Source organism: Paenibacillus sp. ATY16, assembly GCF_003399985.2.
In the GTDB taxonomy this organism is placed as follows: Bacteria; Bacillota; Bacilli; order Paenibacillales; family Paenibacillaceae; genus Pristimantibacillus; species Pristimantibacillus glycanilyticus.
Genome location: NZ_NMOK02000033.1, coordinates 1 through 26,210, shown reverse-complemented (window position 1 = coordinate 26,210; position 26,210 = coordinate 1). Strand labels below are relative to the sequence as shown.

The following is a 26,210-nucleotide window of genomic DNA, read 5'->3' as shown; positions in this document are numbered from 1 at the left end:
CAGAATCGCCTATCCCTTGATGGAGCCAATCATGACGCCTTTGACGAAATGCCGCTGCACAAAAGGATACATGACCAGCACGGGCAGGCTGGACACAATGATAACCGCGAATTTAATGCTCTCCGACAGCAAAATTTGTTTTTCCAGGCCAACGCTCCCGCCGTCCGTTTGGGCGGATTGGCTGATCAGCAAAATTTCGCGGAGCACAAGCTGAAGCGGATATTTGCCTTCGTCGCGGATATAGATCAATGCGTTGAAGAAGGAGTTCCAGTGGCCAACCGCGTAGAACAGCACCATGACGGCCAGAATCGGCTTTGAGAGCGGCAGGATGATGCTGACGAGCAGTCTCCAGTTGGAGCAGCCGTCCATGTGGGCCGCCTCCTGCAGCTCCCAAGGAATACTGTTCTGAAAATACGTGCGCATAACGATAAGATTGTACGTCGCGATAGCGCCAGGCACGATCAGCGCCCACATGGTGTCGACCATGCCCAGGTCCTTGACCAGCAAATAAGTCGGAATAAGACCTCCGCTGAAAAACATCGTCATCGTAATCAGGACCATAATCCCGTTGCGCAAGGGAAGATCGGGTCTCGACAGCGGATACGCCGCGAGAATCGTCATGATAATGTTAATGACGGTTCCGATGACGGTGTACATAATCGAGTTGCCGTAGCCGGTCCAGATCTTGTCGTTCTGCAAAATGTTGGCGTACGCCTCGACATTGAGGCCTTGCGGCAGCAGCCACACGTCGCCGTTTAATACTTTGGCCGGGTCGCTGAACGAGGCGCTGACAATGAACAGCAGCGGATACAATACAATGACCATAATAATAGCGGCTATGATATATACGACTGCGTCGAACAAACGTTCATTCGACGGACTTATGCTCTTTTCCATAAGCGGTTACCTCCTTACCATAAGCTCGTCTCCGACGTCTTGCGGGCAAAACGGTTTACGAGCAGCAGCAGCATAAGGTTGATCACCGAGTTGAACAGGCCGATGGCCGCCGTGTAGCTGTACTCGCCCTTCAAGATTCCCGTCGTATAGACGAACGTGGAGATGACGTCGCTGGATTCCAGATTCAGGTTGTTCTGCATGAGCAAAATTTTCTCGAAGCCGATGTTCATGAAGTGGCCGATATCGAGAATGAGCAGGATGACGATAACCGGCATAATGCCCGGCAGCGATACGTGCCAGATGCGGCGGAGCCGCGAAGCGCCGTCCATCTTGGCCGCTTCGTACAGCTGGGGATTGACCCCGCTGAGCGCCGCGATATAGATAATGGATTGCCATCCCATGCTTTGCCAGATGTTCGAGCCGATAAAGATCGGCTTAAACCAGGCGGCTTCCTGCAGGAAATTAATCGGCGTGCCGCCAAACGCCTCGATCAGCTGGTTGACGGGTCCCGTCTTCGGCGACAGAAACACGTTCAGAATGCCAACGATAACAACAACCGAAATAAAATGCGGGATGTACGTAATATTTTGCAGCCATTTGCTGTAGGCCCGGCTTTTGATTTCGTTCACGAGCAGCGCCAGCAGGATCGGTACCGGGAAGGCGATGAGAAGCGAGAACAGGTTGATGGATACCGTATTCCACAGCAGCCGCCAGAAGTAATACGAGTTGAAAAATCGTTCGAAATGGCCGAAGCCTTCCCAAGGGCTGCCGATAATGCCTTTGGCCGGATTGAAGTTTTTGAAGGCGATCTGCAGGCCGTACAGCGGCCCGTAATGGAAGATTAAATAAAAGGCGAGCGGCGGCAGCAGCATGAGATACAAATCATACCGCTTCGCCATTTTTCTCAGCAGCCCGTCGTTCTTCCTCTTGCGGCCGGGAACGGGGGCCGCCCCCGCGTTCTCGATCATGCTGTCCATGAGCAACCCCTCCCTCTCTTCGCGTCATCCCATTTATTTAGCCATTTTGTCATAAGCATCCTGGTAAAGCTTCTCAAGATCGGCAATGTTCATTTTCTTCAGCGTGGACTGGAATTCGTCCCACTTGTCAAAGCTGAGCGCCCCAACGATAAACTTGGTGCTTTGCTCTTCGAAATATTTGTCGATGTCATTGCGCAGCACGTTAACCTTCTGGGCAGTCGCTTCGTCAAACAGCGGCGGCGCATAGCGGATTTTCGGCAAATACGGCTCTAGCTGCTCGTAAGCCTCTTGCACTTGAGGCGGGTTGATGAACGATGCTACTTTGTCGCTGATGAGATGAGGCGCGCCGCCGCCGGCGTATGGGGTGATTTTCGCCTGGGCGCCCGCTACGTTCAGAAGCTCTTCCTTGTAGTACGGGATACCGTCCTTCATCTCGTAGTGCTCGCCTTCCCGGCCGAAACGCAGCAGCGTTGAGCCTTCGTCGCTGTAGAAGTAATCGATCCAGCGCATGGTCGCTTCCGGATATTTGTTGACGGACGTAATGGCGAATGCTCCGTAGTCGCGCGGCACCGGAGCGACTTGGCTTTGCAGACGGTCGCCATTAGGACCTGCTTGAGGCGCAATGCCGATATACTGATCCTGAATGGTCAGGAAGTTATTGTTCGTTTGATCGAAGAAGTAGCCCGTATTGCCTGTTCCTTGCTTGGCAAGATATTGCGCTTCCGTGTGGGAGAAAATCTCCGGGTCGATCAGCTTCTCCTTATATAGCTTGTTCAAATACATGAGCAGCTCTTTGTACTGCTCGTCGCCGCTCCAGATATGCACTTTATCGTTCTCGACATTAATGTTGTAGCCGAGCTGGGAATCAAGCCCGAATGCTCCCGCCATTTGATAGACGATTGGCATGCCGATACGCGCGGTCATCGGAATCTCGTCCGCTTTCCCGTTGCCGTTCGGATCGCCGTCGCGGAAAGCCTTCAGCACCTCATACAATTCGTCGGTCGTCTCAGGTACCTTCAGGCCCAGCTTATCCAGCCATGCCTTGTTGATCCATCTCTTGTCGGTCCGGGCGGAGCCAAGCGTAACAATACCCGGGATCGCGTAAATATGTCCCTCCGGCGTCGTGATGCCCGCGCGGATCTCCGGATATTGATCCATCAGGCTCTTCAGGTTCGGCGCGTATTGATCAATCAGATTCTCCAGCGGGATCAGCTGTCCAGCGGCTCCGTAGCGGACCGTTTCCAGCTGCGTCAGACCCGAACGGTACAAGGCATCGGGGAGCTCGTTGGAAGCGAACAACAGGTTCTTCTTCTCCGCGAAGCCGTCGGTCGGCGCCTCGATAAAATCAACATGGATGTTACTCATCTTCTCGTAATCCTGGAAGACGGGCATATCCTTGAACGGACCGTTTACGGGCGCGACGCGCGTGAACATCTTCAGCTTGATCGGCGTATCCACGATCGGGAATCCATCCGTTTTCACCGCATTCTCCGCCGAGCCAGACGATTTGGAATCCCCCGTATTGCCGGCTTTTTCATTGCTGTTGCCGTTGCCGCCGTTGCTGCAGCCGGATACGATTAATCCGGTAACAAGCATCGTGGCGAAAGCATATCTCCCCCATGTTTTTCGCATGTTTATATACCCTCCAGACTTTCAATTCACCGGTTCTTGTAAGCGTTTACCGCCGGTGTTACTCGATTATAAAATACGGCCGGTTACGCCGAGTTACACTTATATGACTATTTACTCCACATATTTTACGGATTCTTTTGTCGCTGCCTTCCCGTCTCCGAGACTGTTCCAATACGCCTGCGGCGTCATGCCCGTCACTTCCTTGAACACCTTGAAGAAATAGTTGTGCGTGGAAAAGCCTACCTGGTCGCTGACCTGCTTGATGGTATATTGGCCGCTTTCCAGCAGCCTGCGCGCCGCGTCGACCCGTACCCGGTTCACGTATTCGGAGAACGTCGACTGCGTCTCGTCCTTGAAGATCCGGCTCAGATAGGAGGCGTTTAAGCCGATGAAGCCTGCGGCAAGCTCCAGCGTCACGATATCGGAATACCGCTCCAGAATAAAACCGATCGCCTGGGACACGTGGCGGGAATAGCTGCCTGTCGCGTGATGCTCCTTAAGCAGAACGAGCAAGACGCCATAGAACGACTGAAGCCATTTCTCCAGCTCGCCGACGCTTCCAAGACGGTTAAGCTCGCCGCGCGATGGCAGACGATCGGCATCCTTCGTTGTCCCAAGCGGGGACCGGTTCCCTTTTTTTAACGCCTTATCGCCGATATGGAGCAGCTCGCTGACCGTCATCTGCACCGCGTGCGAATGCAACGGCAGCCTGCGAAGCGGTTCGAATACCGAAGCGATCAGACGCTGCGCGCCTTGCCCGTCCAGCCGCTCGATGGCAAGCAGCAGCTGCTTCTGCTCTTCGATCGTTAGCGCGACGCGGCTCTCGCGCGTGCCTTTTCCGCGCTGCTCCGGATTCGGATGAGCGGTCTGAGCGTTAGGGTCAAGCGCCCGCTCCGCGGAGGCGTAGCTTGCCCCAAGCTGCGACAGGCTGTTGCATACATGCCCAACCGCATAGATCGATTTCAAGTTCAAGTACATCTCAAGCGCATGGCCAAGCTTGCTCATGCTTCTGGCCGCTTCGCTTGCGGCCGCGTGCTCGCTCCGCTCCCGTATGGCAAACACGACGGCGATCCGCCCGTCCTCCACGTAAGCGGCCGTGCGCTCGCGCGCGTCTCCCAGGCTTTGCTGCATAAGCTCGACAACCTGCTGAACCAGCCGGTTCGTCTGCACGTCGGTATTGGACTCCGTCAGCAGCAGGAACGGAACGATCTGCAGGACCGCTGCCGCATACAAATCCGCCTGCGGATACATGCCGTAACGCCTGATGCTGCCTTCAAGCTCCCTTGCGGCTTCCGCCTTGCCTCTTGCCAAGTCGGCGATTTGGCTCCGGACCAACTCGGCATTGAAGAGGGACGATTCTTCGGCTTCGCCCGCGGCCTCGGATAATTTACCCGCCTGAACCGCTTTTTCAAGCATCGCCAGCAAAGTCTCCTTGTCCAGCCGGTGCTTCAGCAAATAATCGACCGAGCCGTTCTTCAGGCAGTCCCGGACGTAGTCGTAATCGTCATAGCTGCTGAGCATAATCGTCTGAACGGCGGGATACCGCTCTTTGATCATCCGATTCAAATCCACGCCGTTCATTCCCGGCATATTGACGTCCAGGATCGCCACGTCGGGACGCTGTTCCCCAATCATATCCAATGCCGACTCGGCGCTTTGAGCCTCTCCGCAGATCTCGAAGCCATGGGCGCGAAAATCCAATAAAGACCGCAGATCGTTGCGAACGAGCGGCTCGTCGTCTACCAATAACACGCGATACATCATTAGCTCACCTCTTGCTCGGAGCCCGCCCGGCCCCGCAGATTGGGAAAACGAATTTCGACTTTCGTATACAAGCCGGGCTCGCTATACAGCCTGATGCCGTAGGGAGCTTCAAACGAACGCACGATTCTCTCGTGCACGTTGCGCACGCCCATTCCGCTGAACCGGGAAGAAGTCGGCTTTGTGACCGTTCCGCCCAGCAGTTGCTCCATCTGCTCCGGCGTCATCCCTTTGCCGTTGTCCGTCACCTCGATCATCAGATCGCGGTTATCCTCGTATACCCGCATCGTAACGAAGCCGCCTTGCTCCCGCGAGCCGATTCCGTGCAGAACCGCGTTCTCCACAATGGGCTGCAGCGTCAGCTTGAGCACGCGGCTATCCAATAGGGACGGATCTTCAATCTCCTCGTGAACGATGATTGGCTCCATGTATTTGTATTTGACGATAGAGATATAGCTTCGCACGTAGTCCAGCTCCTCCCTTACCGTCAAATATTCGTTGGAGTTGCCCAGCACGCCCCGCATCAAATCGATTAAGGAGCCGGATACTTCCTCAATGTTTGGAGTCCCGTTAAGCTTGGCCAAATATTTGATCGTATTCAGCGAATTGTAGAGAAAATGAGGGCGTATTTGCGCTTGCAGCGCGGTCAGCTCGGCCTCCCGCTTCTCCTGCTCGCTTACGCGTATCCCTTCGAATAACCGCTTCAGCTCCTCCACCATGCCCATAAACACGTGGTACAGCTGTCCCACTTCGTCCTTTGCAGCGATCTCCTTCTTCGGTAACGTCAGGTTGCCGTCCTTCACCAGCATCATCATGGACTTCAGACGCCGGATATTAATCGTAATGCGCGACGACACCTGGAGCGAGACAATGAGGACGACCAGCAGGACGATCGCCGAAGCTTCAATGATCAGCTTCAGCAGGCGAGCCGATTCGCTGAGCAGCGAATTCGTCGGGATAAGCGCCAGCGTCGACCAGCCCGTATGGTCCGATTGCCTGCTGACCACGATATAGGACCTGCCGCCGATGACCTTCTCCTGCACGTCGCCCTCAGCCTTGCCAAGCTTCGCAAATTTGCGCTTCATGTCGACGATTCGCTGATCGGATGGCGCAAAGCTTGGCGTGTGATCCGACCGGTACACGAATTCGTCCTGCTGATCAAGCACATACAGCATACTGTCTGCGGTTGGCCTAACGCCGTATGTCTTGCGGATAAAATCGTAATTCAGATCGACCATCACCAAGCCAATCGTCTGGCGGTTGTAGCGGATTTCGCGGCCGACAGTAATCGTCTCCGTGACGCCCGTCTGCTTCAAATAAGCGTGACGCGAGCCGTTGCGCAGCATATAGTCCATCATGGGCGTTCCGAGTACGCTTCGGTCCAGCCACGGACCGCCGGTGAAAAACACTTTGCCGCTTAGGCCAACGACGGCAATCCGCGCAATATAAGGCTTGTTCGCGACTAAAGACGACAGAAACTCCTCAATCCGCTTCTGCTCCTGGAACCATTCGTAACTGATTTCCTCCGAGGGACTAAGCAACGTATCGATCACGGTGTTTTTATTCGTAACCACAATCGTATTGAGCCGGTCAATCTCCTCCAGCATAATGTTGAGCGACTCGTCGGCTTGCCTGATACTATCCGATACCGAGGTTACGGCGTTGGACTTGATCGTCTCCCGCATGTTGAGATAAACAATGACGGAGATCGATACGATAGAGAGAAGAGCGACAAGGCTGAACGCCAAAAAAATTTTGCCTTGAATGCTGAGGCTTGGCGATACCCAACGTCTTAGGGTGGACAGCTTCATTTCGGACAACTCCTTTTGAGGAGATATTATGCAATCGCTTACATGAGTGACAGGAGGGATTCGCCTAAGCCTCTGCCTTTCTTAAAGCCAGCGGAGATTCCTTGAAGTACATTTTAAAGGCCCTTGTAAAGGTATACAGATTCGGATATCCAAGAGACAATCCGATCTCCGTCACCGAAGCATGGGTATCGATTAAGAGGCGTCTAGCTTTCTCCATCCGAACCTTCTGCATATATTTCATCGGGGGCATCCCCATCTGTTCCGTGAATACTTGCGTAAAATAAGAGCGGTGTACGCCCGCAAATTCAGCCACCTGCTGGACGGTAATTCCTTCAGTCGCATGGAGCTCCATATACTCCGCGCATTCGTGGATCCAGCTTGCAAGCTCCGGGCCCTGCCCGGCCTCTTCCAGCATCAGGGCCGAGAGCAGACCGTATAGATGCCCTTGCAGCTCCAAGGCGACTGCAGGCGCCCATCGCTGAACCCGCTCCAGCGCATCGATTGCCCGGTCTGCGGCAGCTTCAATCCGCGAAGAGACGGTACCTCTGCGAAATGGCTCTTGCTCCGTAAGACCCGCCAGTTGAAGCAGTGCCTCTACCCGGTCTCCGTCGATAGCCAGCCAGCGCATCTCGAGCGGCCGTTCGGCAGGGAGCATGTCGTAATAGTACGTTCGGTCCGGGAATAGGACGAAGAGGTCTCCCCTTGCAAGCTCCACCTGCCGGCCTTCATATTCGAGTCGCAGCCTCCCTTCCCGCACCAAATGAATGCTGTAGCACTCGATTCGTTTTGGCCCAACCTTATATTGGGGCTTGGCGAGGCATCTTCCCGCCCTTACCGGCCACAGCCGGCCTGCCTTGTCCAGCTCGCCAGGCGTATAGTAGATAAAGTCCGCATATTCGTAATCGTACTCCCTCATGTCCGCGATCTCCTCACTTTAAGCTAACAAAATGACAACAGATATTTCCATTTGATGTTTTAAATCACTATATAACTAAGCATATTATGAGAACTTCATTTCGTAAACCTAACATAATGATATATTTTGCATCGTCTGCTCGAGGCAATAAAAAAAGGCTGCTCTGAGTATCAGAACAACCTTGCGGGACCTATTAGTCGCATCAATTAATAACCCCAATTACAATCGCTTGCGTTAATTACTTTTCCCACAGCTCGATGAGCCGGCCATCCGGATCTTCAATCCAAACAAACTGTCCGAATTCGCTGCTTTCTTTTTCCCTTGCGAGAGGTACGCCAACCTGTTCAAGATGCTTAATCGTCTCGTCCAGATTATGTACTTGGAAGTTCAGCATCACTTGTTGATTTGTCGGGAAATAAGGGTCAGCCTCGGTAAAAAGAGAGAAGATCGTTTCGCTCTCCGATTCGTTTTTTATCATCGTCCCATTCCAATCCCCTATTTCAAGCTGCAGTGCTTCGTTGTACCATTTTTTAATCGCTTCAACATTTTTGGTTCTCCAAAATACTCCTCCGAAACCTTTGATCATCGCAGCTATCCCCTGTCCGTCATTCGATTTATTTCCCGTTTGGTTTTCATTTCACTAATGCTTGTTGAGCCGCCATCTCGTAATGAAATTCTAATGCCTCTAATTCTTCGCGCGGTAACGTAAGGTTAAGTTTTTCAATCCGCTCATTGAAGTTCTCCCCAGTAATCCAAGGATAACTGCTAGTAATTTTCACCGCGATAATAACGGTCAAGCTTATGCTCTAAGTGAGCGAGCTGCAGCTTCTTCTCCTCGATATCGTCCAAAAGCTTTTGCTTCTGTTCTTGAATGAGCTTAATTCTTTCAGGAAGAGTGGCGGTTCCGGCTTTTACCATGTCATAGTATTGCTTAATGTCTTCCACGCTCATTCCGGTTTCGCGAAGACATTTGATGAAAACCAGCCAATTCAGATCTTGCTCGGTATAAAGTCGATTATTTTGTTCGTTCCGCGCGGCCGGTTCCAACAGCCCTTTTCTTTCATAGAAGCGAATTGCACCTATATTCAATCCGGTCTCCTTCGCTACATGTCCAATTGTAAACATACTTGTCCTCGATAGATAGAATTTTGGATGTTGACCTACACTAAGTGTAGCATATTAATCTATAAATCAAGAAACGAAAAACAATCCATGAAAGAGGGATTCTAATGAAAAAGACCGCATTTGTAACGGGAGCGAATAAAGGAATCGGATTTGAAATCGCCAAACAGCTGGGAGAAAAAGGCTGGCGGGTGGTCCTCGGCGCCCGCGACGCGCAGCGGGGCCAAGCCGCCGTGTCCGAACTGTCCGCTCAAGGATTGGACGTGGAATGGATTCAAATCGACATGACTGATATGGCAAGCATTGAGACAGCTTCGCAAGCAATCAAGACAAAATATCCGGCGTTAAAGCTTCTGATTAACAACGCCGGCATGCCAGGCGCTTTTTCCAGTTCCTTTACGGATACAAAAGAAGAAGATCTGCGTAACGCTTTTGAAGTAAATTTCTTCGGTACCTATCGCTTAAACCAGCGCTTGTTTCCATTGATCAAGAATAACGAAGGCACGATCGTCAACGTATCAACCGACATGGCGTCCCTAAACCATATGCAAAACGCCGAATTCACGCTAAACGCCTTCGATTACAACTCGTCTAAAACGGCCAACAATGCCATGACCTTATCGATGGCCTATGAATTAAGAAACAGCGGTGCCCAAGTATTCGCTGTAACGCCTGGTTTCACGACAACCGATCTGAACGGCAATGCGGAAGGCGGTAAATCGAAGGCAGAAGGTGCTGCCATTATCGTAGGATACGCGACGGACGGTAAGCGGCATAACGGTGAATTTCTGAATGAGCAAGGCGTTATCGCGTGGTAATCCAATTCGTACAGCAAAAAAGCCAGCAGCCCTTCGGCCGCTGGCTTTTCATTATTCTTATTCCACCGTAACCGACTTCGCGAGGTTACGCGGTTTATCAACATCATGGCCAAGTGCCAGCGATGCGTAATAAGAGATCAGCTGCAGCGGCACAACCGACAGGGCTGGTGCCAGAAGCGGCAAAGTTTTCGGAATCGCGAACAATTCGTCAACCGATTTGCCAACCTCCGCTTCGCTGCCTGCATTCGCAAGACCAAAGACATGCGCGCCGCGTGCTTTTACTTCCTTGATGTTGCTCAGCGTTTTTTCGTACAGCTCTTCTTGCGTGACAAGCGCGATGACCGGAATACCGTCCTCGATCAAGGCCAGCGTACCGTGCTTCAGCTCGCCCGCCGCGTACGCTTCGGAGTGAATGTACGAGATTTCTTTCAGCTTCAGCGAGCCTTCTTGCGCAACCGCATAGTCAACGCCGCGGCCGATGAAGAACAGGCTCTTATGATGCGAGATCGACTCTGCTACTTGCTTCAGAACCGGAGCGTTTTCGAGAATGCTCTCTACTTGCTCGGGAAGCTCATTCATTGCTGCAATGAGACCGGTAACGGTTGCTTCGTCTTTTGTGCCCAGTATGGTAGCCAAGTGCAGACCAAACAGATAGAAGGCAATCAGCTGCGAAGTATACGCTTTTGTCGATGCTACCGCAATTTCCGGACCTGCCCAAGTAACGAGCACATCGTCCGCTTCGCGGGCAACCGAGCTGCCTACAACGTTCGTGATCGCGAGAACGCGGGCACCGTTGCGCTGCGCTTCGCGAAGCGCAGCCAGCGTATCCGCTGTTTCGCCCGATTGGCTAACGACGATAACAAGCGTGTCAGGCGTAATAATTGGCGAACGGTAACGGTATTCGGATGCTACATCCGTCTCAACCGGAATGCGTGCGAGCGATTCGATAACCGTTTTGCCAACCATGCCTGCATGATAAGCCGTACCGCAAGCAACGATATGCACTTTGCGAATCGACTTCACGTAATCCGCCGTCATCGTCAGCTCTTTCAGGTTTACGGACTTTCCATCTTCCGCAATGCGGCCCAGCATGGTGTCACGGTAAGCCTTCGGCTGCTCGTAAATTTCTTTCAGCATAAAATGATCAAATCCGGCTTTCTCCGCTGTCACAAGATCCCAATCGACATGGTATATTTCCTTGGAAATAAATTCGCCTTCTGTCGTCATGAGTTCGACACTATCACGTGTCAATACAGCCATTTCGCCGTCGTTCAAGATGTATACATTTCGAGTATGCTCCAAAATTGCCGGAATATCCGACCCGATAAAGTTCTCGCCTTCGCCGATGCCGATAACAAGCGGGCTTGCAAAACGAACCGCAACCAGACGTTCTGGTTCGTATTCAGTCAATACGCCAAGCGCAAACGCGCCGCGCATGCGTTTTACGGCACGTTGTACCGCTTCGACAATATTGCCGTCGTATTCGTCTGCAACGAGGTGCGAGATAACCTCCGTGTCCGTCTCCGACACAAAACGATGTCCTTTCGCCATCAGCTCATCTTTCAGATCCAGGTAGTTTTCGACAATGCCGTTATGCACGACCGAGAACTTCGCCGAGTTATCCGTATGAGGATGCGAATTAACGTCCGATGGCTTGCCATGAGTAGCCCAGCGCGTATGTCCGATGCCAACCGACCCGGCGAGCGGCTCATCACGCAGTTTATCCTCCAAGACAGCCAGACGGCCTTTGGATTTCTTGATCTCCAGTCCGTTCGTTGTGAATACCGCAATACCGGCGGAGTCGTAACCGCGGTATTCCAGCTTCTTAAGTCCTTCGATCAAAATATCCTGAGAATCACGTTTACCAATATATCCTACAATACCACACATATATAAAGACCTCCGATAATCAATAGTAGTCTCCCCACTATGACTATGGCTGCCAGCCTATATGCGGCACAGGCGTTATTTTCCCTTTTGCCCGTGCCAACCTCTCAGGCGGCACCATAGACATACGGGAGCATGTTTGTAAAAAACCTCGAAATGAACAAAATGATCAATAAGTGCAGCCTGCCGAACGTTTGTGAGATCGGTCGCCCAATCTTTTTGCGTATCGGCTTTCGGTTGGCTTTGCGATAACCGGAAGGTCCCCGCCGAATAATTCGAACACCTTCACCTCGTCAGCTTCCTCGTGTGACCCTCTCCGATCTTGTATATAAGATTGGAAGGCGTCATCCCCCTTGAAGCTCTGGCGCTTATAAAACGTTAATTTTAACCTCTATCCTCGCTTTCCTGCTTGAATCATACTTCCTATCATATTCACTTTCGACTTGTTTCGCAACCTGAACTTTAGGCGCAGGACGAACAACGCCCTTATTTTCCCCTAACAATATACGCCTTCTCGTCCGAATTGCCCAAGCCTAGTCCTGCATTTGCCCAAACTTCTCAAGAAAATGAATTCCCTTACATTACCTATATATTCATTGGCCTAGCCGCGCATGTAAAAAGTCTCCACGGAATCGTGGAGACTTTTTACATGCGTATGCAAAGGCTTTAAGCCCGCTAATGTTTAGCCTAATTGCTCTTTCACGACGTTTACGATTCGTGCCACATACTCCTCGATCTGGTCCTTATCCGGGCCTTCCGCCATAACGCGGATCAGAGACTCCGTACCGGAAGGTCGAACAAGCACGCGGCCGTTATCGCCAAGCTCCTTCTCAACCTGCTCTACGGCGTTGCCAATTGCTTCATTTCCTGCGTACAGGCTCTTGTCCGCTACGCGAACGTTCACCAGCACCTGCGGATATTTGCTCATCAGCGTTTTTAACGCGCTTAGCTTCTTACCGGATGCCACGAGAGTATCAACCAGCTGCAGAGCCGTCAGAATACCGTCTCCGGTTGTGTTGTAATCCAGGAAGATTACGTGGCCGGACTGTTCGCCGCCGAGGTTAAAGCCGCCGCGGCGCATTTCTTCCATCACGTAACGGTCGCCGACAGCCGTTTGCGCCGTATTCAGATCAAGGCGCTGCGTCGCTTTGAAGAACCCGATGTTCGCCATAACGGTTGTCACAATCGTATCGTTATGCAGCTTGCCGGCCCGCTTCATCGCATCGCCGCAGATGCACAGGATGTAGTCGCCGTCTACTTCTTCGCCTTCATCGTCGATCGCGATCAGACGGTCGGCATCGCCGTCAAACGAGAGACCAAGGTCCGCGCCATGCGCCAGAACCTGCTCGCGCAAATATTCCGGATGCGTCGAACCAACGCCCGCATTGATATTGCGGCCGTCCGGCTCTGCGCCCACGGTAATAATCTCCGCGCCAAGCTCGCGGAATACTTTCGGCGCCAGCTCGTAAGCTGAGCCATGCGCACAGTCGAGAACGATTTTGAGGCCGCCGAAATCGCCTTTAATCGTTGTTTTCAAGTAATCGAGGTAACGGAACTTGGCTTGATCGTCGTTCGTTACCGCACCGATATCGCCGCCGATTGGACGTGGCAGCTCATCCACTTCGGCATCAATCAGACGCTCGATTTCAAGCTCCGTCTCGTCGGACAGCTTGAAGCCGTCGCCGCCAAAGAACTTGATGCCGTTATCCTGAACCGGGTTATGCGAAGCCGAGATCATAACGCCCGCATCCGCTTTAAGTTCACGCGTAATGTACGCAACCGCAGGCGTCGATACAACGCCAAGACGAATCACGCTTGCGCCAATCGACAGAAGACCCGCAATAAGAGCAGCCTCCAGCATCGGACCGGAGATCCGCGTATCCAGTCCGATAACCACTTTAGGCTTATCCGCCTGTCCTGTTAATACGTAACCGCCGCAGCGGCCGATTTTATAAGCAAGCTCCGGAGTCAGCTCCTGATTGGCAACTCCGCGCACTCCGTCCGTTCCAAAATATTTCCCCATCGTTTCTCATGCCCCTTTTGTCGTTAAATCTGCTGCTGCAAATGGCCTATTCCATATCCTACTCCATCTGAGGCTGCTTTTGAACTACTATTAATTACCGCTTTTCCCGCTTCCATGCTTCCATTCCTTAATGGCCGGTATCCGGATCGGCCTCGGTGTCCGTGCTCGAAGAAGGATCAGGACTGGAGCCTGTATTCGTGCCCGAACCATTTCCGGAGCCATTTCCGGCACCGTTTCCTGCTCCCGTATCCGTCGGCGGCGGCGAAGGCGTATCCTCCGGCTGACCTCCGGCCGGGACATCCCCGTTGCCATTATTGCTGCCGCCGCCGGCCGTGTTATTCCCGCTAGGGGCGTTTTTGTCCGCAATATCAAGCGTCACCGTATATTTCTGCGATTCATCGGCCAGGTCGATAAACCGCGGCAGCTTCACGAGAAGCGGAAACGTCGCTTGGCCAATCTTGGCATCGCGCAGATCCGCTATAAGCCGGACATCATTAGCTTGAATAGCCGCAAGCATATTTGGCGCGCCGCGAACCGTTATCGAGATATGTCCGTTTGCCGGATCCTTAAAGGCAGTCTTCAGCCCATCGGGCAAATCATTCAAGATTACGCTCCGGTCCAATGTCAGCGTCTGGGAAGGCACAACCTTAACCTCCACATCGATCTCTGACGGCTCAACCATCTTCACGTCGCCAACTGCCGTTACCTTTGCTTTGACGGTACCGGATTCCTTGATCTTCGACAAATCAACCGTCACGCCGCCGGTATAAGTATCCATGGAATCCAGCAGCTTCTGATCCCCGTATACGGCGACTTTATCGATATCCGCCTTTATCGAACTGACGCTTAGTCCATTCGGAAGACTCCCGGTGTAGCTGATCTGCAGCGGCATTGTTTTGAGCGGAGGAGTTACCGGTACCTCGACCTCTACCGTAGAAGGGCGTATTATCGCATGCTCCATTGCTTCGCCTTCCGTATCGTAGACAACCACCTGCGCTTTTTTATTCACAACGTTCTTCTCCGAGCCTTCGATATCAACGGTTGTACGCACGGCCCCGACAAGAGCCATCTCGTCCTTCGGCAGAGTAACGTTTACGATCGTTCCCGATTTCACCGTTGGCGTACCGGCAATATAACCGTTCGCAGGCGTCCCTTCCGTTGCGACCCCAAGCTCGAACGTCTTCGTCTCGATCTCTACAATATCCACTGTAGCGGAACGCGGCGACATTTCAATCAGACTAATGCCCTTGGGCAAATCATAGGTCAGCGGCACCACATGCTCGCCAGGCGTTACGTGGCTTAAATCCAGATGAACCGCGTAATCCTCGTCCTTCATCGTCAACAGATTAGCTTTGCGTCCTTCGACGACCAGCCGGACAACAGTAGGTTCTACATTTACGAGTGCGTATTTCGTTTCGTCCAGTCCGGTCGGAATAACCGAGGCGGCCTCAATGACTTTTGTATCCATCGTGGAAGTCACCGTGGCCGGGGTCGATTCCGGGTCAAAATGGACCATAGCCCATAGAAGCAGCGCAATCGCCACGGAAAGAATCTTAAGTATCGTCGGATGACTTAACCACTTATCCATCGCGGCCTCCTTTCCGCTTCCAGAACGAAGAGAATGAGAACGAGGACACGGCTGCCCGCTCCTTGCCGTTTGTCTGTTTCGGCGTCAGCTCTTCGAACAGCTTGGAAATAAGCGATTCTTCCTTAATATCGCGGACAATCATTCCGTTAATCGCGAGGGAGACTTGTCCCGTCTCTTCCGACACGATAACCGCGATGGCGTCACTCACCTCGCTTACCCCGATCGCTGCGCGATGGCGCGTCCCCAGCTCTTTGCTGATAAACGGATTTTCCGATAGCGGCAAATAACAGCCCGCGGCCATAATCTGATTACCCCGGATAATCACAGCCCCGTCGTGCAGCGGCGTATTCGGCGTGAAAATATTTATGAGCAGCTCCGACGTAATCCGCGATTCCATCTGAATCCCGGATTCGATCAGCTCGCTGACTCCCGTATTTCGTTCAAAAACAATCAATGCCCCGATGGTCCGCTGAGCCATATGCTGAACAGCCTTCATTACGCTCTCGACCTGTTCGGCTATAAGATCCCGCTCCAGCGTAGACGTACGAGCAAACAGCTTCCCGCGTCCCAATTGCTCAAGTGCGCGCCGAAGCTCCGGCTGGAAAATAATAAATACCGCCAGGACGCCAAAAGTAAACATCTGGTTCATCAGCCATTTCAGCGTATACAGATTAAACCAGGTACTTATCGCCCAGGTGCCAACCAGGACCAGAATCCCTTTCAATAGCTGGACTGCTCTTGTGCCTCTCACCAGCAAAATCAATTTATAGATAATATAACTGACGATGCCGATATCAATGATGTCCTTTATCCAGCCATTCCAAGTCAAATCATTGAAGTAATTCATAGATCAACCCCCAAACTGCCGACGACAACTCATCATTTAAGTAAGTATAAGATTTCTCTATCTTCCGCCTATATTTCACCCGCGAAACGTACGACACTCCATCATGCGTTTTTTCGGACTCAACTTTATTCTTTTCTAGAATTGCACTTCGAAACCCTTTTTTTCATAAAAAAAATAACCGCCTCTCTGCAAGAGAGGCAGTTCGTCCTAAGAAGCCAATCCGCTGAACGTTTCCGTCACTTTGTACCAGAACCAGTCTAGCGCCTGATCAATGGTCCGGCTTTGTCCTGCAATGTACCCCGTTGATGCCAGGTTGAGGCTGCCGTCGATGACCGTTACGTTGCCTTCCACTTCGCCTTTCACATCGGCCGTTCCATTCTCGACAACCAGATTCCCCTTCACGTGGGCGCCTTCCGGTACCGTAACCGTGTTTCCGTTAATAACAACCTGCTGCAGATCTTCTCCGGATACAATCAGCTTGGAATCCTGTTCCCATATCGAAGTGAAGCTGCCAAGCATGACAAGCACGAACAACGCGGCAGCCGTAAGACCCGGATACTTGTAGATGAACCGGAGCACGCCGCGACGCTCTTTTGTTTTTGCCGGTTTTGGCAGCTGCGCCATAATACGGTCAGTCAGAGCTGATTTATCATAATCGGGAATGGAAACGGTATGCTCTAGCGTACCCAGCATCATCGCTTCCGTTTTCTCCAGCTGTTCAAAGCGGGCCAGGCAAGCGGGACATGAGTGCAAATGACTTTTTAGTTCTTGCGCATCTTCACGCGGCAGATCGCCGTCCAAATAATCATGCATCCATACAACCGCGACGTTGCAATTCATAGCAGCCAGTCCTTTCTTTCGTTTGCTCGCGCATAAGCTCTTCACATTTATAGAGTACGTACAGCTCGCATCAGATGTTTCACTTTTTTTAAGCTATAACTTGTGTTCCAGCTTTTTCCGCAAAAACTCCCTGCCGCGGTGGACACGCGTCTTGATTGTCGTGACCGGCATGTCCAGAACATCGCCAATCTCCTGCAGGGACATCTCCTGAATATAGCGAAGCATCATAATCGTCTTATACTTTGGAGGAAGCGATTCGATGGATTCGTGAATAATCCGTTGAGTCTCCGACAGCAGAAGCTCGGATTCCGGCGTACGGTCATCGCTCGGGATCATGGAATAGCCATCCAGGCCCTCATGATCCGTAGACTCCGCATCCAGCGAATAAGAAGGCTTCCGCTTCCTCAGACGGTCGATACAGAGATTCGTCGCAATCCGGTAAATCCACGTTGAGAATTTGAGCGACTCGTCGTATCGTTCCAGATTTTTATAGACGCGCAGGAACGTTTCCTGAACGACGTCTTCCGCCTCCTGGCGGTTATATAACATTCGGTAGGCCATATGGAACAGCTTGTCCTGATACAGACCTACAAGCTCAGCAAATGCCCGCTGGTCGCCTTTCAACGCTAATCTGGCGAGACGGGCTTCCAATACATTCACTATTCATCCTCCTACAAAGAATTAACACGCGCATTTCGTGTTAATTCTTACTTCGTAAGCATGGTCCAATTACGCGCTCGTGTTAATTCTTACTTCGTAAGCATGGTCCAATTACGCGTATGGTCACGCAGCTTGCCGCCGTACGCGCGCACCGTATTCGGCCACCATGATACCGCCCAGTATAAGCAATATGCCCGCTGTACCGATTAACGTTATCGGTTCCCCTAGAATCAGCCATGCGCTTACCACGGCAAAAGGCAGCTCCGTCGCTCCAAGCATGGAAGCCAGCCCGCTTCCTACCCGGGGAATACCGGCATTAAAGAAAACGGTCGGCATGACCTGCCCTAGCAGCCCGAGCACGAATCCCCATTCCAGAAGCCCCCATTGCTGGTCAACGCCATCAAATGCCTTATAGCCGTACAACACAAGAATCACAATAAATCCGAATGACATCATAAGAGCTGACTTATAGACAGGATCATAGCCAGGAGCAACCCTGCCCGCCAGAAACAGAAACAGGCTGTATGAGAACGCCGATGCCAGTCCATATCCAACACCAGCCCAATCCATATCCGTAAGTTTATTCTGGAGCAGTCCGGCAGCCAGCACCGTTCCTGCCATGGCCATAACGATAGCCGCCCATTGCCATTTCGTCGGCCATTTCCGGCCCCGCAAACTTTCTAGCAAAATCGTAATCCACATGAACTGAAAAAGCAAGACAATTGAGAAGGAAGCATCCAATCTCTCCAGGGTTTGATTATATAATACGGTTGTCATGCTTAAGCCAAAAATACCGGTAAACGCTAAAGCCGCCCAATGCTTCAAACTGAATGCCAGCTTGCTCCATGAGCTTGGCCGTAGAAGGAGAAGAACCCACAGAAGCGCCGCACCCATTCCGACCTGATGCACCGTAATTTGCTGAAAGGTATAGTCATGTCCGTAGGCAAGCTTTAGCATTGGCGACATGATTCCGTAGCATGCCGCAGCGATAATGACCATAACAACGCCCGTCCAATAGCCAGATGAAGTTTTCACCGAACAAAAACCTCCATTCGCATCTGATCTATTATATCGGTTCTCCCCCTTCAAAAGCAAAAACAAAACGAAGAGGCGCGCAAGCGGCCTCTTCGTTTCCTAAACCTTATAAATGGATTATGGCATTATGCACTACGGCCAAGCAATTGCTTCAGGGTTTCTTGAATCGTGCCGGTTGGAATAGCAAATCCGATGCCTTGCGCTTCCGCATTTACGGCTGTATTAATACCGATAACCTCGCCTTTTGCATTCAACAGCGGTCCGCCGGAGTTGCCCGGGTTGATCGAAGCATCCGTTTGCAGCAGATGCTCGTATTGATGCTTGGTGCCATCGTCTTCGCTAATTGTAATCGGACGTTCCTTCGCGCTGAGTACCCCGACGGTCATCGTGTGGTCGAATCCATACGGATTGCCAATTGCGATAACCCAATCTCCAATAGCGGTTTGATCGGAATCGCCAATGGCTAAAGTCGGGTATGCTTTGGAGCCTGTAATTTTCAAAACGGCCAAGTCCTGATCCGCATTCTCGCCTACAACCTCTGCCACAAACGGCTCATCGTAACCTTCTACTTGCACCTTCACTTGCGCGGCTCCCTCAACAACATGATCATTGGTCAGGATATAACCGGAGGATTCGAAAAAGAATCCCGTACCCGTTCCTGCCAGCTGCAAATTCGAGCTATCCGTGGAGTCGGATTGGCCGCTCCCGCTTGGGGACTGCGGTGTTTGGCTAAATCCTTGCCAGCCTCCCCCTCTGCCGCCGAAGCCTCTACCGGTGCTTTGAACCGGCTCCGTGTAATTCTCGATTTTGACTACGGCAGGAGATGCTGCTTTATATACATCAGCGATAGAAGCATCGACGCTTACCGATGCCGTTGTTACGCCTGCCGACTGCTGCGCCGTATTGCTCGCCAGCGTGGTTGCCGCCGTAGGCTGCTGATTACCGGTGAACAGATTTGTTTTATCCGATGCGTACATAAACCCGCTGATTACTACAGCGCCAACAAGGAAAGCCGCAACCATCGCTTTGGCCTGCGATTTCTTTCCCTTCTTCTTGCCGCCGCTGCCGTATCCGCCATCGGAACCATCCGTCCCCATCAGCTGCAATTGATTCTCGTAAGCCTCGCGAAGATTCGCTGCCGAGCGGCTAGGTCCGTAAGTATAGGTGTAGGGCTTATGTTCAGTTGTAGATTCCGTGTTATTTGTATCGTTTCCGTTAACTTGGTTATTTTCGAATTCGTTATGGTTCATCGTAATCGCTCCTTTGTCATTACAATCGCTATTTCGTTCGCAATTGATGTCGCTTGCTTGATTACTATCATGAGGGTTGTACCTTAAATCAAACTTAAGCGCATTTTAAAGGAGGATAAATAATAGGCGAAAACGAAAAAACCGGGAATTCGGCTTGTAATAAGCCGAATTCCCGGTTATAAAGTCTGCTGTTAGCCCGTGTTTCTCAGGCCGGCAGCAATGCCGTTTATGGTAAGAAGTACTTCGCGGAGCAGTTCAGGATCGTCTTCTTCCTTCGCGCGCAGCTCTCTCAGCTCTGTCAGAAGCTGAACTTGCATGTAGCTGAGCGGATCCACGTAAGGATTACGCAGACGAATCGATTCCTGAATAACAGGTACGTTGTCCAGAATCTCGTCTTGCCCGGTGATGCTCAAGATCATTTCCGAAGTCAGCTTATATTCGTTCTCGATCTGCGTGAAGATGCGGTCACGAATCGTGCTGTCGGAGATCATATCCGCATACTCCTTCGCAATCGTCAAATCTGCTTTAGCCAATGCCATTTGCAGGTTGTCGATCAGCGAACGGAAGAACGGGAATTTCTCGTACATCGTCTTCAAGGTTTCAAGACGCTGCGCATCATCGCCGGTATATTGCTTCAGGGCAGTACCTGCAGCATACCATGCCGGCAGCAAGTAACGGCTCTGCGTCCATGCAAATACCCAAGGAATTGCGCGAAGGTCTTCAAAGCGGTCGCTGTTTTTCCGTTTCGATGGACGGGAACCGATGTTTAGCTCGCCAACCTCAGGAAGCGGAGTAGACTCTTTGAAGTAAGTCAGGAAGTCCGGATCGCGGAAGATCAAATCCTGGTATTTGTTCAGTGCCGTTTCCGAGATCGAACGGGAAATCTCTTCCCACTCTTTCAACACGGCATCGTCTTGTGCTTGCGGGTATTTCGCAAGACGGGCGGCCGTAACGAGCGCCCATGTTGCCTGCTCCAGGCTGCGGTAAGCAATGCCCTGCATCGAATAACGCGAGGACAATACTTCGCCTTGCTCGGTAATTTTAATGCCGCCGCCAACCGTATGAGGCGGTTGAGCCAGGATACTGCGGTTAAGAGGCATACCACCACGGCCAAGCGCACCGCCGCGGCCATGGAAGAACTTCAGCTTAATGCCGTATTCGCCGGCAGTTGCCGTAATATCGTTAAGCGCTACGCGCAGCTCCCAGTTCGCCGTTACCGCGCCGCCGTCTTTATTGCTATCGGAGTAACCCAGCATAATTTCATGCAGGTCTCCTCTTGCGGCTACGGCTTGACGATAGATTGGCAGCTCGAAGAGCAGCTTCATGATGCCAGGTGCAGCATGAAGGTCGTCAATCGTTTCGAAGAGCGGCACGGATTGCAGCGTGCAACGAACGCTGCCGTCTGCTTCCTTGCGGAACAGGCCAACCTCTTTCGCGAAGACCATAACCTCCAGCATGTCGCTGGCGCCTTGTGTCATACTTATCAGATAAGTCGAAATACATTCCGGTCCGAACTCTTGTTGCGCTCTGTAGACCGTGTGATACACGTCCAGGCACTCGCGGGTCGATGCCGAGTAATCCAGATGGGAAGAAGTAAGCGGACGCGGGTCCTCCAGCAATTTGCTGAGCAATTCAATCTTCTCTTCTTCCGACAAGGAACCGTAGTTCTCAGCGATATTCATCTTCGCCAAAATTTCAGCCATCGCATTCTCATGCTCTTGGCTGTGCTGACGGATATCAAGCGTAAGCATATGGAAGCCAAACAGCTCCACTTGGCGTACAAGCTTGCCAATATGCGTATCCGCTACGTAATCGGCAAAATGTCCGCGCAAGCTGCGGTCGATAATGTACAGATCCTCAAGCAGCTCGCTTGCGCTGTTATAACGCATTGCAGAGCCTTTGAGCGATTCGTCGCGCGTATTAGCCAGCTTCTCCAGCATAAAGCCCAGCTTAATGCGGTAAGGCTCCTTCGCATTTCTCCACAGGTCGATACACTTAAGCTCAACGTGCTCGCGGTCTTTCTTAATCGAGTTGATCAGCTCTTCGGATACTTCAACCAGGTTCGTGCTGAAGCTCAGAATGCCAACAAGCTCATGCAGCTTTTCTTCGTATTTCTTAATAGCCAGCTGGCGGTTAAGCGTCAGCGTCTCCCATGTGACCTTAGCGGTTACGGACGGGTTGCCGTCGCGGTCTCCGCCGATCCATGAGCCAAAGCGCAGATAGCTTGGTACATGCCAGGACTCGCCCGGATAATATTTCGTAAGATTGCGTTCCAGTTCTTCGTATACGTTAGGAAGCACCTCAAACAGGGTTTCGTCGAAATAATACAACCCGTTGCGCACTTCGTCGATAACAGTTGGCTTACGGTCGCGGAGCTCATCGGTCTGCCACAGAATAAGCACTTCGTTCAGCAGCTTGTCCCGAAGGATCTCGCGTTCGCGGTAAGTCAGAGTCGGATTATCAAGCTCCATTACGTCTTCGGCAATCCGCTTGTGGATATCAAGCACGGCACGACGCGTCGCTTCCGTCGGATGCGCAGTCATTACGAGCTCGAGTGAAATGTTGCTCAAAATTTCTTGAACGCCTTCAACATCGATGTTGCGCTCTTTCAGATCGGAAATCGCGCTCTCAATGGAACCTCGTTGTACACTTTCCCCTGCGGAACGCTCGTAGTCGCGTTTACGGCGAATACGGTGGTTCTGCTCTGCAATGTTGACCAATTGGAAATAGATCGCGAATGCACGAATCACCTGATGGCGAATTTCGGGACTTAATGATGCAATTGTCGTCTTAAACTGTTCAAAAAGCTCAGGTACAAATTCAGCGCGTAACGCTTTACTTGTTTCACGAATTTGCTCGACGATATCCAGCAGTTCGCGGCCGCCTTGATGGACGAGCACTTCCCCAAGTATGTTGCCTAGGAAACGGACGTCTCTGCGCAGCAAATTGTTAGCCTGCGGCCGGTGTTGTGCCGATAAAGTCGATGTTACTTGGTCCGACATACTGATCCTCCTGTACTTTAACGCATTTTCAACTTCTAATCATCATACTACAAAACGGCGCTCGGTTGAAGCCCGAAGCGCCCACTTTCTTTTCAGAAAGCGCGAAAGGCAGCCCCCGCGGGGGCTGCCAATATAAGGGTATAAAATATAAAAACTCCTTCCGGAGAAGGAGATTGTTTGAAAATCTGGAGCGGGTGATGGGAATCGAACCCACGCTATTAGCTTGGAAGGCTAAAGTTCTACCATTGAACTACACCCGCGTATTAAATGGTCGGGATGACACGATTTGAACATGCGACCCCCTGGTCCCAAACCAGGTGCTCTACCAAGCTGAGCTACATCCCGACAAGTATAAGTAAGTATTGATAAAGAATGGCGCGGCCTAAGAGATTCGAACTCCTGACCTTTTGATTCGTAGTCAAACGCTCTATCCAGCTGAGCTAAGGCCGCACATTATGGAGCGGAAGACGGGAATCGAACCCGCGACCCTCGCCTTGGCAAGGCGATGCTCTACCGCTGAGCCACTTCCGCATGTTACTTTCGCTGTCGTTCACGTTTCGTTATCATCGCGGCGACAAGTAATAATATATCACCTTCAAAAACAAAATGCAACTGTTTTATAAAAGTTTTTTCAAGAAAAGTTTTGAAAAGAAAAAGCCGCGCTTTCCGGCACGGCTTTTCGTTACAATTACGCTCCTGCGGCTGTCAAAATACGTTCAGGTTTTGTATCGGCCATTACTTTATCGGCAGCCGGTTCTCCAGCCAATGCATATGGCAGGCAAAGCGGCACGCCTGTACGCGGATCGGGAACGATGTCTGCTTCGATATTAAATACTTCACGCAAAACATCCGGTGTCATAACTTCGGCCGGAGTTCCTTCGCCTACGACAGTACCCTTCTTGATGGCAACCATGTGATGCGCGTAGCGCGACGCATGGTTCAAATCATGGACAACCATAACAACCGTACGGTTGTTCATCTCGTTAAGCTTCTGCAGCAAATGGAGAACCTCCAGCTGATGGGCCATATCGAGGAAGGTCGTTGGTTCGTCGAGGAACAAAATGTCCGTCTCTTGCGCAAGCGCCATTGCGATCCATGCGCGCTGGCGTTGACCGCCGGACAGTTGATCAACCGGGCGATCGGTGAATTCTCCCATGCCTGTCGCTTCAATGGCCCAATGGATAATTCCTCGGTCTTCCTTCGTCAAGGAACCAAAGCCCTTCTGATAAGGGAAACGGCCATACGATACAAGCTCGGCAACGGTCAGGCCGTCCGGAGCTGTCGGATTCTGCGGCAAAATCGCAAGCTGCTTCGCCACTTCTTTTGTAGACTGCTTGTGAATCGATCTTCCGTCCAAGAGAACGCTGCCTCCAGATGGATGCATCAACCGCGCCATCGTCTTCAGGATGGTTGATTTACCCGATCCGTTAGAGCCGACAAGGGCTGTAATCTTGCCTTGAGGGATAGCAATATTTAAATTTTGAACGATGAGTCGATCATCATAAGCAATGTCCAGATTCGAAGTCGCAAGACGAATCATTTGACCTGCACGCTCCTTCCGATGCCGTAAGGCAGATCGTGTCATTTATTATGCGCCTGCAGCGCGTCCGTGATAACAATTATCAATTAACTAGGTATAATGATAATCGTTCTCAGATGCGTTGTCAATGACAGAAATGTGATACTTGACCAATCGACATTTGGATTAACCGATTTAATGTTTAAAGAGCTTAACCTTACTCGAGCTTAAATCCTTGCTTCTCTAAAAAGGAGCGCATGTGAATGCGTACCGGACCCGCTTTGCCGGCCATTGCCTGTGACCATGCTCTATTGGCCTTCCCGTTCGATCTTGCCTTCATATAAGCGCTTAACGTTTCATCGTAGGTATCGATAGCAGAGTCTATGGCGCACTGTTTGTAAGTATTCTCGAAATAGACCGCCTGGCGCGGCAGACGCGGCCGGTTAAGCGGAGATTGATCCGGCACGCCAATACACATCCCAAACACCGGGTACACATGCTGCGGGAGCTGTAGAAACTCAGACACCTGCTCCGGCTGATTTCGGATCCCCCCGATATACACAATCCCAAGTCCGAGAGATTCAGCCGCTATAGCTGCATTCTGCGCCGCTAAGGCCGCATCCACCGTACCGATAATAAAATTCTCCGTCGTGCTTGGCATCTCGTCGTCATAATGCCGTTTAGCTGCTTGCTCCCAGCGGTACAGGTCAGCGCACCAGACGAGGAATACGGGGCTTTCCTCGATATAAGCCTGGTTACCCGCAAGCTTAGCCAGTTCCCTGCGTAGTTCCATATCCGTAATCCCAATGACGGAATAAGCCTGCATATTGCTTGAAGTAGACGCTTGCTGCGCCGCCGTTAATATGGCATCAAGCTGCTGTTCCGTTACCGGGTCCTTCGTAAATTTGCGAATAGAACGGTGCTGCTTCAATAAAGCTATCATTTCATTCATTATCGATATCTCCTTTGCCCTAATAATGATATGGCTACAATGTAGCACAAAAAAACCTTCAGGACATCTCCTGAAGGTTTGGATGGTATGTATGGTGCGCGTAGAGGGACTTGAACCCCCACGGTCGCCCGCCAGATCCTAAGTCTGGTGCGTCTGCCAATTCCGCCATACGCGCATGGGTGAAACTTATTAAGAAAAGTGAGCCATGAAGGACTCGAACCTTCGACACCCTGATTAAAAGTCAGGTGCTCTACCAACTGAGCTAATGGCTCGCAATAAAATGGCTGGGGATCAAGGATTCGAACCTTGGAGTGACGGAGTCAAAGTCCGTTGCCTTACCGCTTGGCTAATCCCCAATGTTGTAATGGTGGAGGCTGAGGGGATCGAACCCCCGACCCTCTGCTTGTAAGGCAGATGCTCTCCCAGCTGAGCTAAGCCTCCACAGGCAATAAAGATCCACCGTTTAAGTATATATGGTGACCCGTAGGGGATTCGAACCCCTGTTACCTCCGTGAAAGGGAGGTGTCTTAACCCCTTGACCAACGGGCCTTGAAAAGTGCTTCTGGAGCTCTCAACCGGGATCGAACCGGTGACCTCATCCTTACCATGGATGCACTCTACCTACTGAGCTATGAGAGCGAATGGCTCCCCGAACAGGACTCGAACCTGTGAC

At 51.6% G+C, this 26,210-nt stretch carries 20 protein-coding genes and 10 tRNA genes; 1 reads left to right on the top strand and 29 read right to left on the bottom strand.

What is annotated here, in order from left to right:
* Positions 1 to 9 precede the first annotated feature (9 nt).
* The 8 genes from CFI03_RS18735 to CFI03_RS18700 form a co-directional block, all read right to left on the bottom strand.
* Positions 10 to 897 (bottom strand): carbohydrate ABC transporter permease, encoded by an 888-nt coding sequence (locus tag CFI03_RS18735; RefSeq protein ID WP_201007840.1) that lies wholly within the window; start codon positions 895 to 897, stop codon positions 10 to 12.
* Between the two features lie 14 nt (positions 898 to 911).
* Complete coding sequence (locus CFI03_RS18730; protein WP_127492433.1) at positions 912 to 1,874, bottom strand: ABC transporter permease; 963 nt, start codon at positions 1,872 to 1,874, stop codon at positions 912 to 914.
* 33 nt (positions 1,875 to 1,907) lie between these two features.
* Positions 1,908 to 3,506 carry an extracellular solute-binding protein gene (locus CFI03_RS18725; protein ID WP_248758514.1) on the bottom strand — a complete coding sequence of 533 codons (1,599 nt, stop codon included), beginning with the start codon at positions 3,504 to 3,506 and terminating at the stop codon, positions 1,908 to 1,910.
* Between the two features lie 111 nt (positions 3,507 to 3,617).
* Positions 3,618 to 5,270, bottom strand: coding sequence for a response regulator (locus tag CFI03_RS18720; protein WP_248758513.1), 1,653 nt, complete (start codon positions 5,268 to 5,270; stop codon positions 3,618 to 3,620).
* Positions 5,270 to 7,078 (bottom strand): cache domain-containing sensor histidine kinase, encoded by a 1,809-nt coding sequence (locus CFI03_RS18715; RefSeq protein ID WP_248758512.1) that lies wholly within the window; start codon positions 7,076 to 7,078, stop codon positions 5,270 to 5,272. Before CFI03_RS18715 ends, CFI03_RS18720 begins: the two co-directional genes overlap by 1 nt.
* Positions 7,079 to 7,142: 64 nt before the next feature.
* Complete coding sequence (locus CFI03_RS18710) at positions 7,143 to 7,994, bottom strand: helix-turn-helix transcriptional regulator (protein WP_248758511.1); 852 nt, start codon at positions 7,992 to 7,994, stop codon at positions 7,143 to 7,145.
* A 238-nt stretch (positions 7,995 to 8,232) separates the two neighbouring features.
* The gene (locus CFI03_RS18705; RefSeq protein ID WP_248758510.1) at positions 8,233 to 8,580 is read right to left on the bottom strand and encodes a VOC family protein; all 348 of its coding nucleotides are present in this window, start codon (positions 8,578 to 8,580) and stop codon (positions 8,233 to 8,235) included.
* A 179-nt stretch (positions 8,581 to 8,759) separates the two neighbouring features.
* Entirely contained in the window at positions 8,760 to 9,119 is a 360-nt protein-coding gene (locus CFI03_RS18700; protein ID WP_283094610.1) for a MerR family transcriptional regulator, read from the bottom strand.
* A 104-nt stretch (positions 9,120 to 9,223) separates the two neighbouring features.
* On the opposite strand from CFI03_RS18700, the gene CFI03_RS18695 reads away from it, so the two are divergent.
* Complete coding sequence (locus CFI03_RS18695; RefSeq protein ID WP_248758506.1) at positions 9,224 to 9,934, top strand: SDR family NAD(P)-dependent oxidoreductase; 711 nt, start codon at positions 9,224 to 9,226, stop codon at positions 9,932 to 9,934.
* A 57-nt stretch (positions 9,935 to 9,991) separates the two neighbouring features.
* On the opposite strand, the gene glmS is transcribed toward CFI03_RS18695, so the two are convergent.
* The 21 genes from glmS to CFI03_RS18590 form a co-directional block, all read right to left on the bottom strand.
* On the bottom strand, positions 9,992 to 11,824 hold the full coding sequence (glmS, locus tag CFI03_RS18690) for a glutamine--fructose-6-phosphate transaminase (isomerizing) (protein WP_201009144.1): 1,833 nt from the start codon (positions 11,822 to 11,824) through the stop codon (positions 9,992 to 9,994).
* A 679-nt stretch (positions 11,825 to 12,503) separates the two neighbouring features.
* Positions 12,504 to 13,844 (bottom strand): phosphoglucosamine mutase, encoded by a 1,341-nt coding sequence (gene glmM / locus CFI03_RS18685; RefSeq protein WP_248758504.1) that lies wholly within the window; start codon positions 13,842 to 13,844, stop codon positions 12,504 to 12,506.
* A gap of 127 nt (positions 13,845 to 13,971) precedes the next feature.
* Entirely contained in the window at positions 13,972 to 15,432 is a 1,461-nt protein-coding gene (locus CFI03_RS18680; protein ID WP_248758502.1) for a CdaR family protein, read from the bottom strand.
* Positions 15,425 to 16,279 (bottom strand): diadenylate cyclase CdaA, encoded by an 855-nt coding sequence (cdaA, locus tag CFI03_RS18675; protein ID WP_248758500.1) that lies wholly within the window; start codon positions 16,277 to 16,279, stop codon positions 15,425 to 15,427. The genes CFI03_RS18680 and cdaA overlap by 8 nt, the downstream gene beginning before the upstream one ends.
* Positions 16,280 to 16,486: 207 nt before the next feature.
* Positions 16,487 to 17,119, bottom strand: a complete 633-nt coding sequence (locus CFI03_RS18670) for a zf-HC2 domain-containing protein (RefSeq protein ID WP_127492409.1) — start codon at positions 17,117 to 17,119, stop codon at positions 16,487 to 16,489.
* Between the two features lie 93 nt (positions 17,120 to 17,212).
* On the bottom strand, positions 17,213 to 17,779 hold the full coding sequence (sigW, locus tag CFI03_RS18665; RefSeq protein ID WP_015847179.1) for an RNA polymerase sigma factor SigW: 567 nt from the start codon (positions 17,777 to 17,779) through the stop codon (positions 17,213 to 17,215).
* Positions 17,780 to 17,902: 123 nt separating this feature from the next.
* Positions 17,903 to 18,814, bottom strand: a complete 912-nt coding sequence (locus CFI03_RS18660) for an EamA family transporter (RefSeq protein WP_248758498.1) — start codon at positions 18,812 to 18,814, stop codon at positions 17,903 to 17,905.
* Between the two features lie 125 nt (positions 18,815 to 18,939).
* Positions 18,940 to 20,064 carry a S1C family serine protease gene (locus tag CFI03_RS18655; RefSeq protein WP_248758496.1) on the bottom strand — a complete coding sequence of 375 codons (1,125 nt, stop codon included), beginning with the start codon at positions 20,062 to 20,064 and terminating at the stop codon, positions 18,940 to 18,942.
* A gap of 191 nt (positions 20,065 to 20,255) precedes the next feature.
* On the bottom strand, positions 20,256 to 23,066 hold the full coding sequence (ppc, locus tag CFI03_RS18650; protein WP_127492403.1) for a phosphoenolpyruvate carboxylase: 2,811 nt from the start codon (positions 23,064 to 23,066) through the stop codon (positions 20,256 to 20,258).
* A gap of 186 nt (positions 23,067 to 23,252) precedes the next feature.
* Positions 23,253 to 23,326, bottom strand: a tRNA-Gly gene (locus CFI03_RS18645).
* A gap of 8 nt (positions 23,327 to 23,334) precedes the next feature.
* Positions 23,335 to 23,411, bottom strand: a tRNA-Pro gene (locus tag CFI03_RS18640).
* 28 nt (positions 23,412 to 23,439) lie between these two features.
* Positions 23,440 to 23,516: transfer RNA gene (locus tag CFI03_RS18635), tRNA-Arg, on the bottom strand.
* Between the two features lie 6 nt (positions 23,517 to 23,522).
* A tRNA-Gly gene (locus tag CFI03_RS18630) sits at positions 23,523 to 23,597 on the bottom strand.
* Positions 23,598 to 23,754: 157 nt separating this feature from the next.
* Entirely contained in the window at positions 23,755 to 24,606 is an 852-nt protein-coding gene (locus CFI03_RS18625; RefSeq protein WP_248758494.1) for an ABC transporter ATP-binding protein, read from the bottom strand.
* Positions 24,607 to 24,802: 196 nt separating this feature from the next.
* Positions 24,803 to 25,537 (bottom strand): oxygen-insensitive NADPH nitroreductase, encoded by a 735-nt coding sequence (gene nfsA, locus CFI03_RS18620; RefSeq protein ID WP_248758493.1) that lies wholly within the window; start codon positions 25,535 to 25,537, stop codon positions 24,803 to 24,805.
* Positions 25,538 to 25,629: 92 nt separating this feature from the next.
* Positions 25,630 to 25,712: transfer RNA gene (locus tag CFI03_RS18615), tRNA-Leu, on the bottom strand.
* 24 nt (positions 25,713 to 25,736) lie between these two features.
* Positions 25,737 to 25,809, bottom strand: a tRNA-Lys gene (locus tag CFI03_RS18610).
* Between the two features lie 9 nt (positions 25,810 to 25,818).
* Positions 25,819 to 25,893: transfer RNA gene (locus CFI03_RS18605), tRNA-Gln, on the bottom strand.
* 9 nt (positions 25,894 to 25,902) lie between these two features.
* Positions 25,903 to 25,978 (bottom strand) — tRNA-Val (locus CFI03_RS18600).
* A gap of 33 nt (positions 25,979 to 26,011) precedes the next feature.
* Positions 26,012 to 26,086, bottom strand: a tRNA-Glu gene (locus CFI03_RS18595).
* Positions 26,087 to 26,100: 14 nt separating this feature from the next.
* A tRNA-Thr gene (locus CFI03_RS18590) sits at positions 26,101 to 26,176 on the bottom strand.
* Positions 26,177 to 26,210 lie beyond the last annotated feature (34 nt).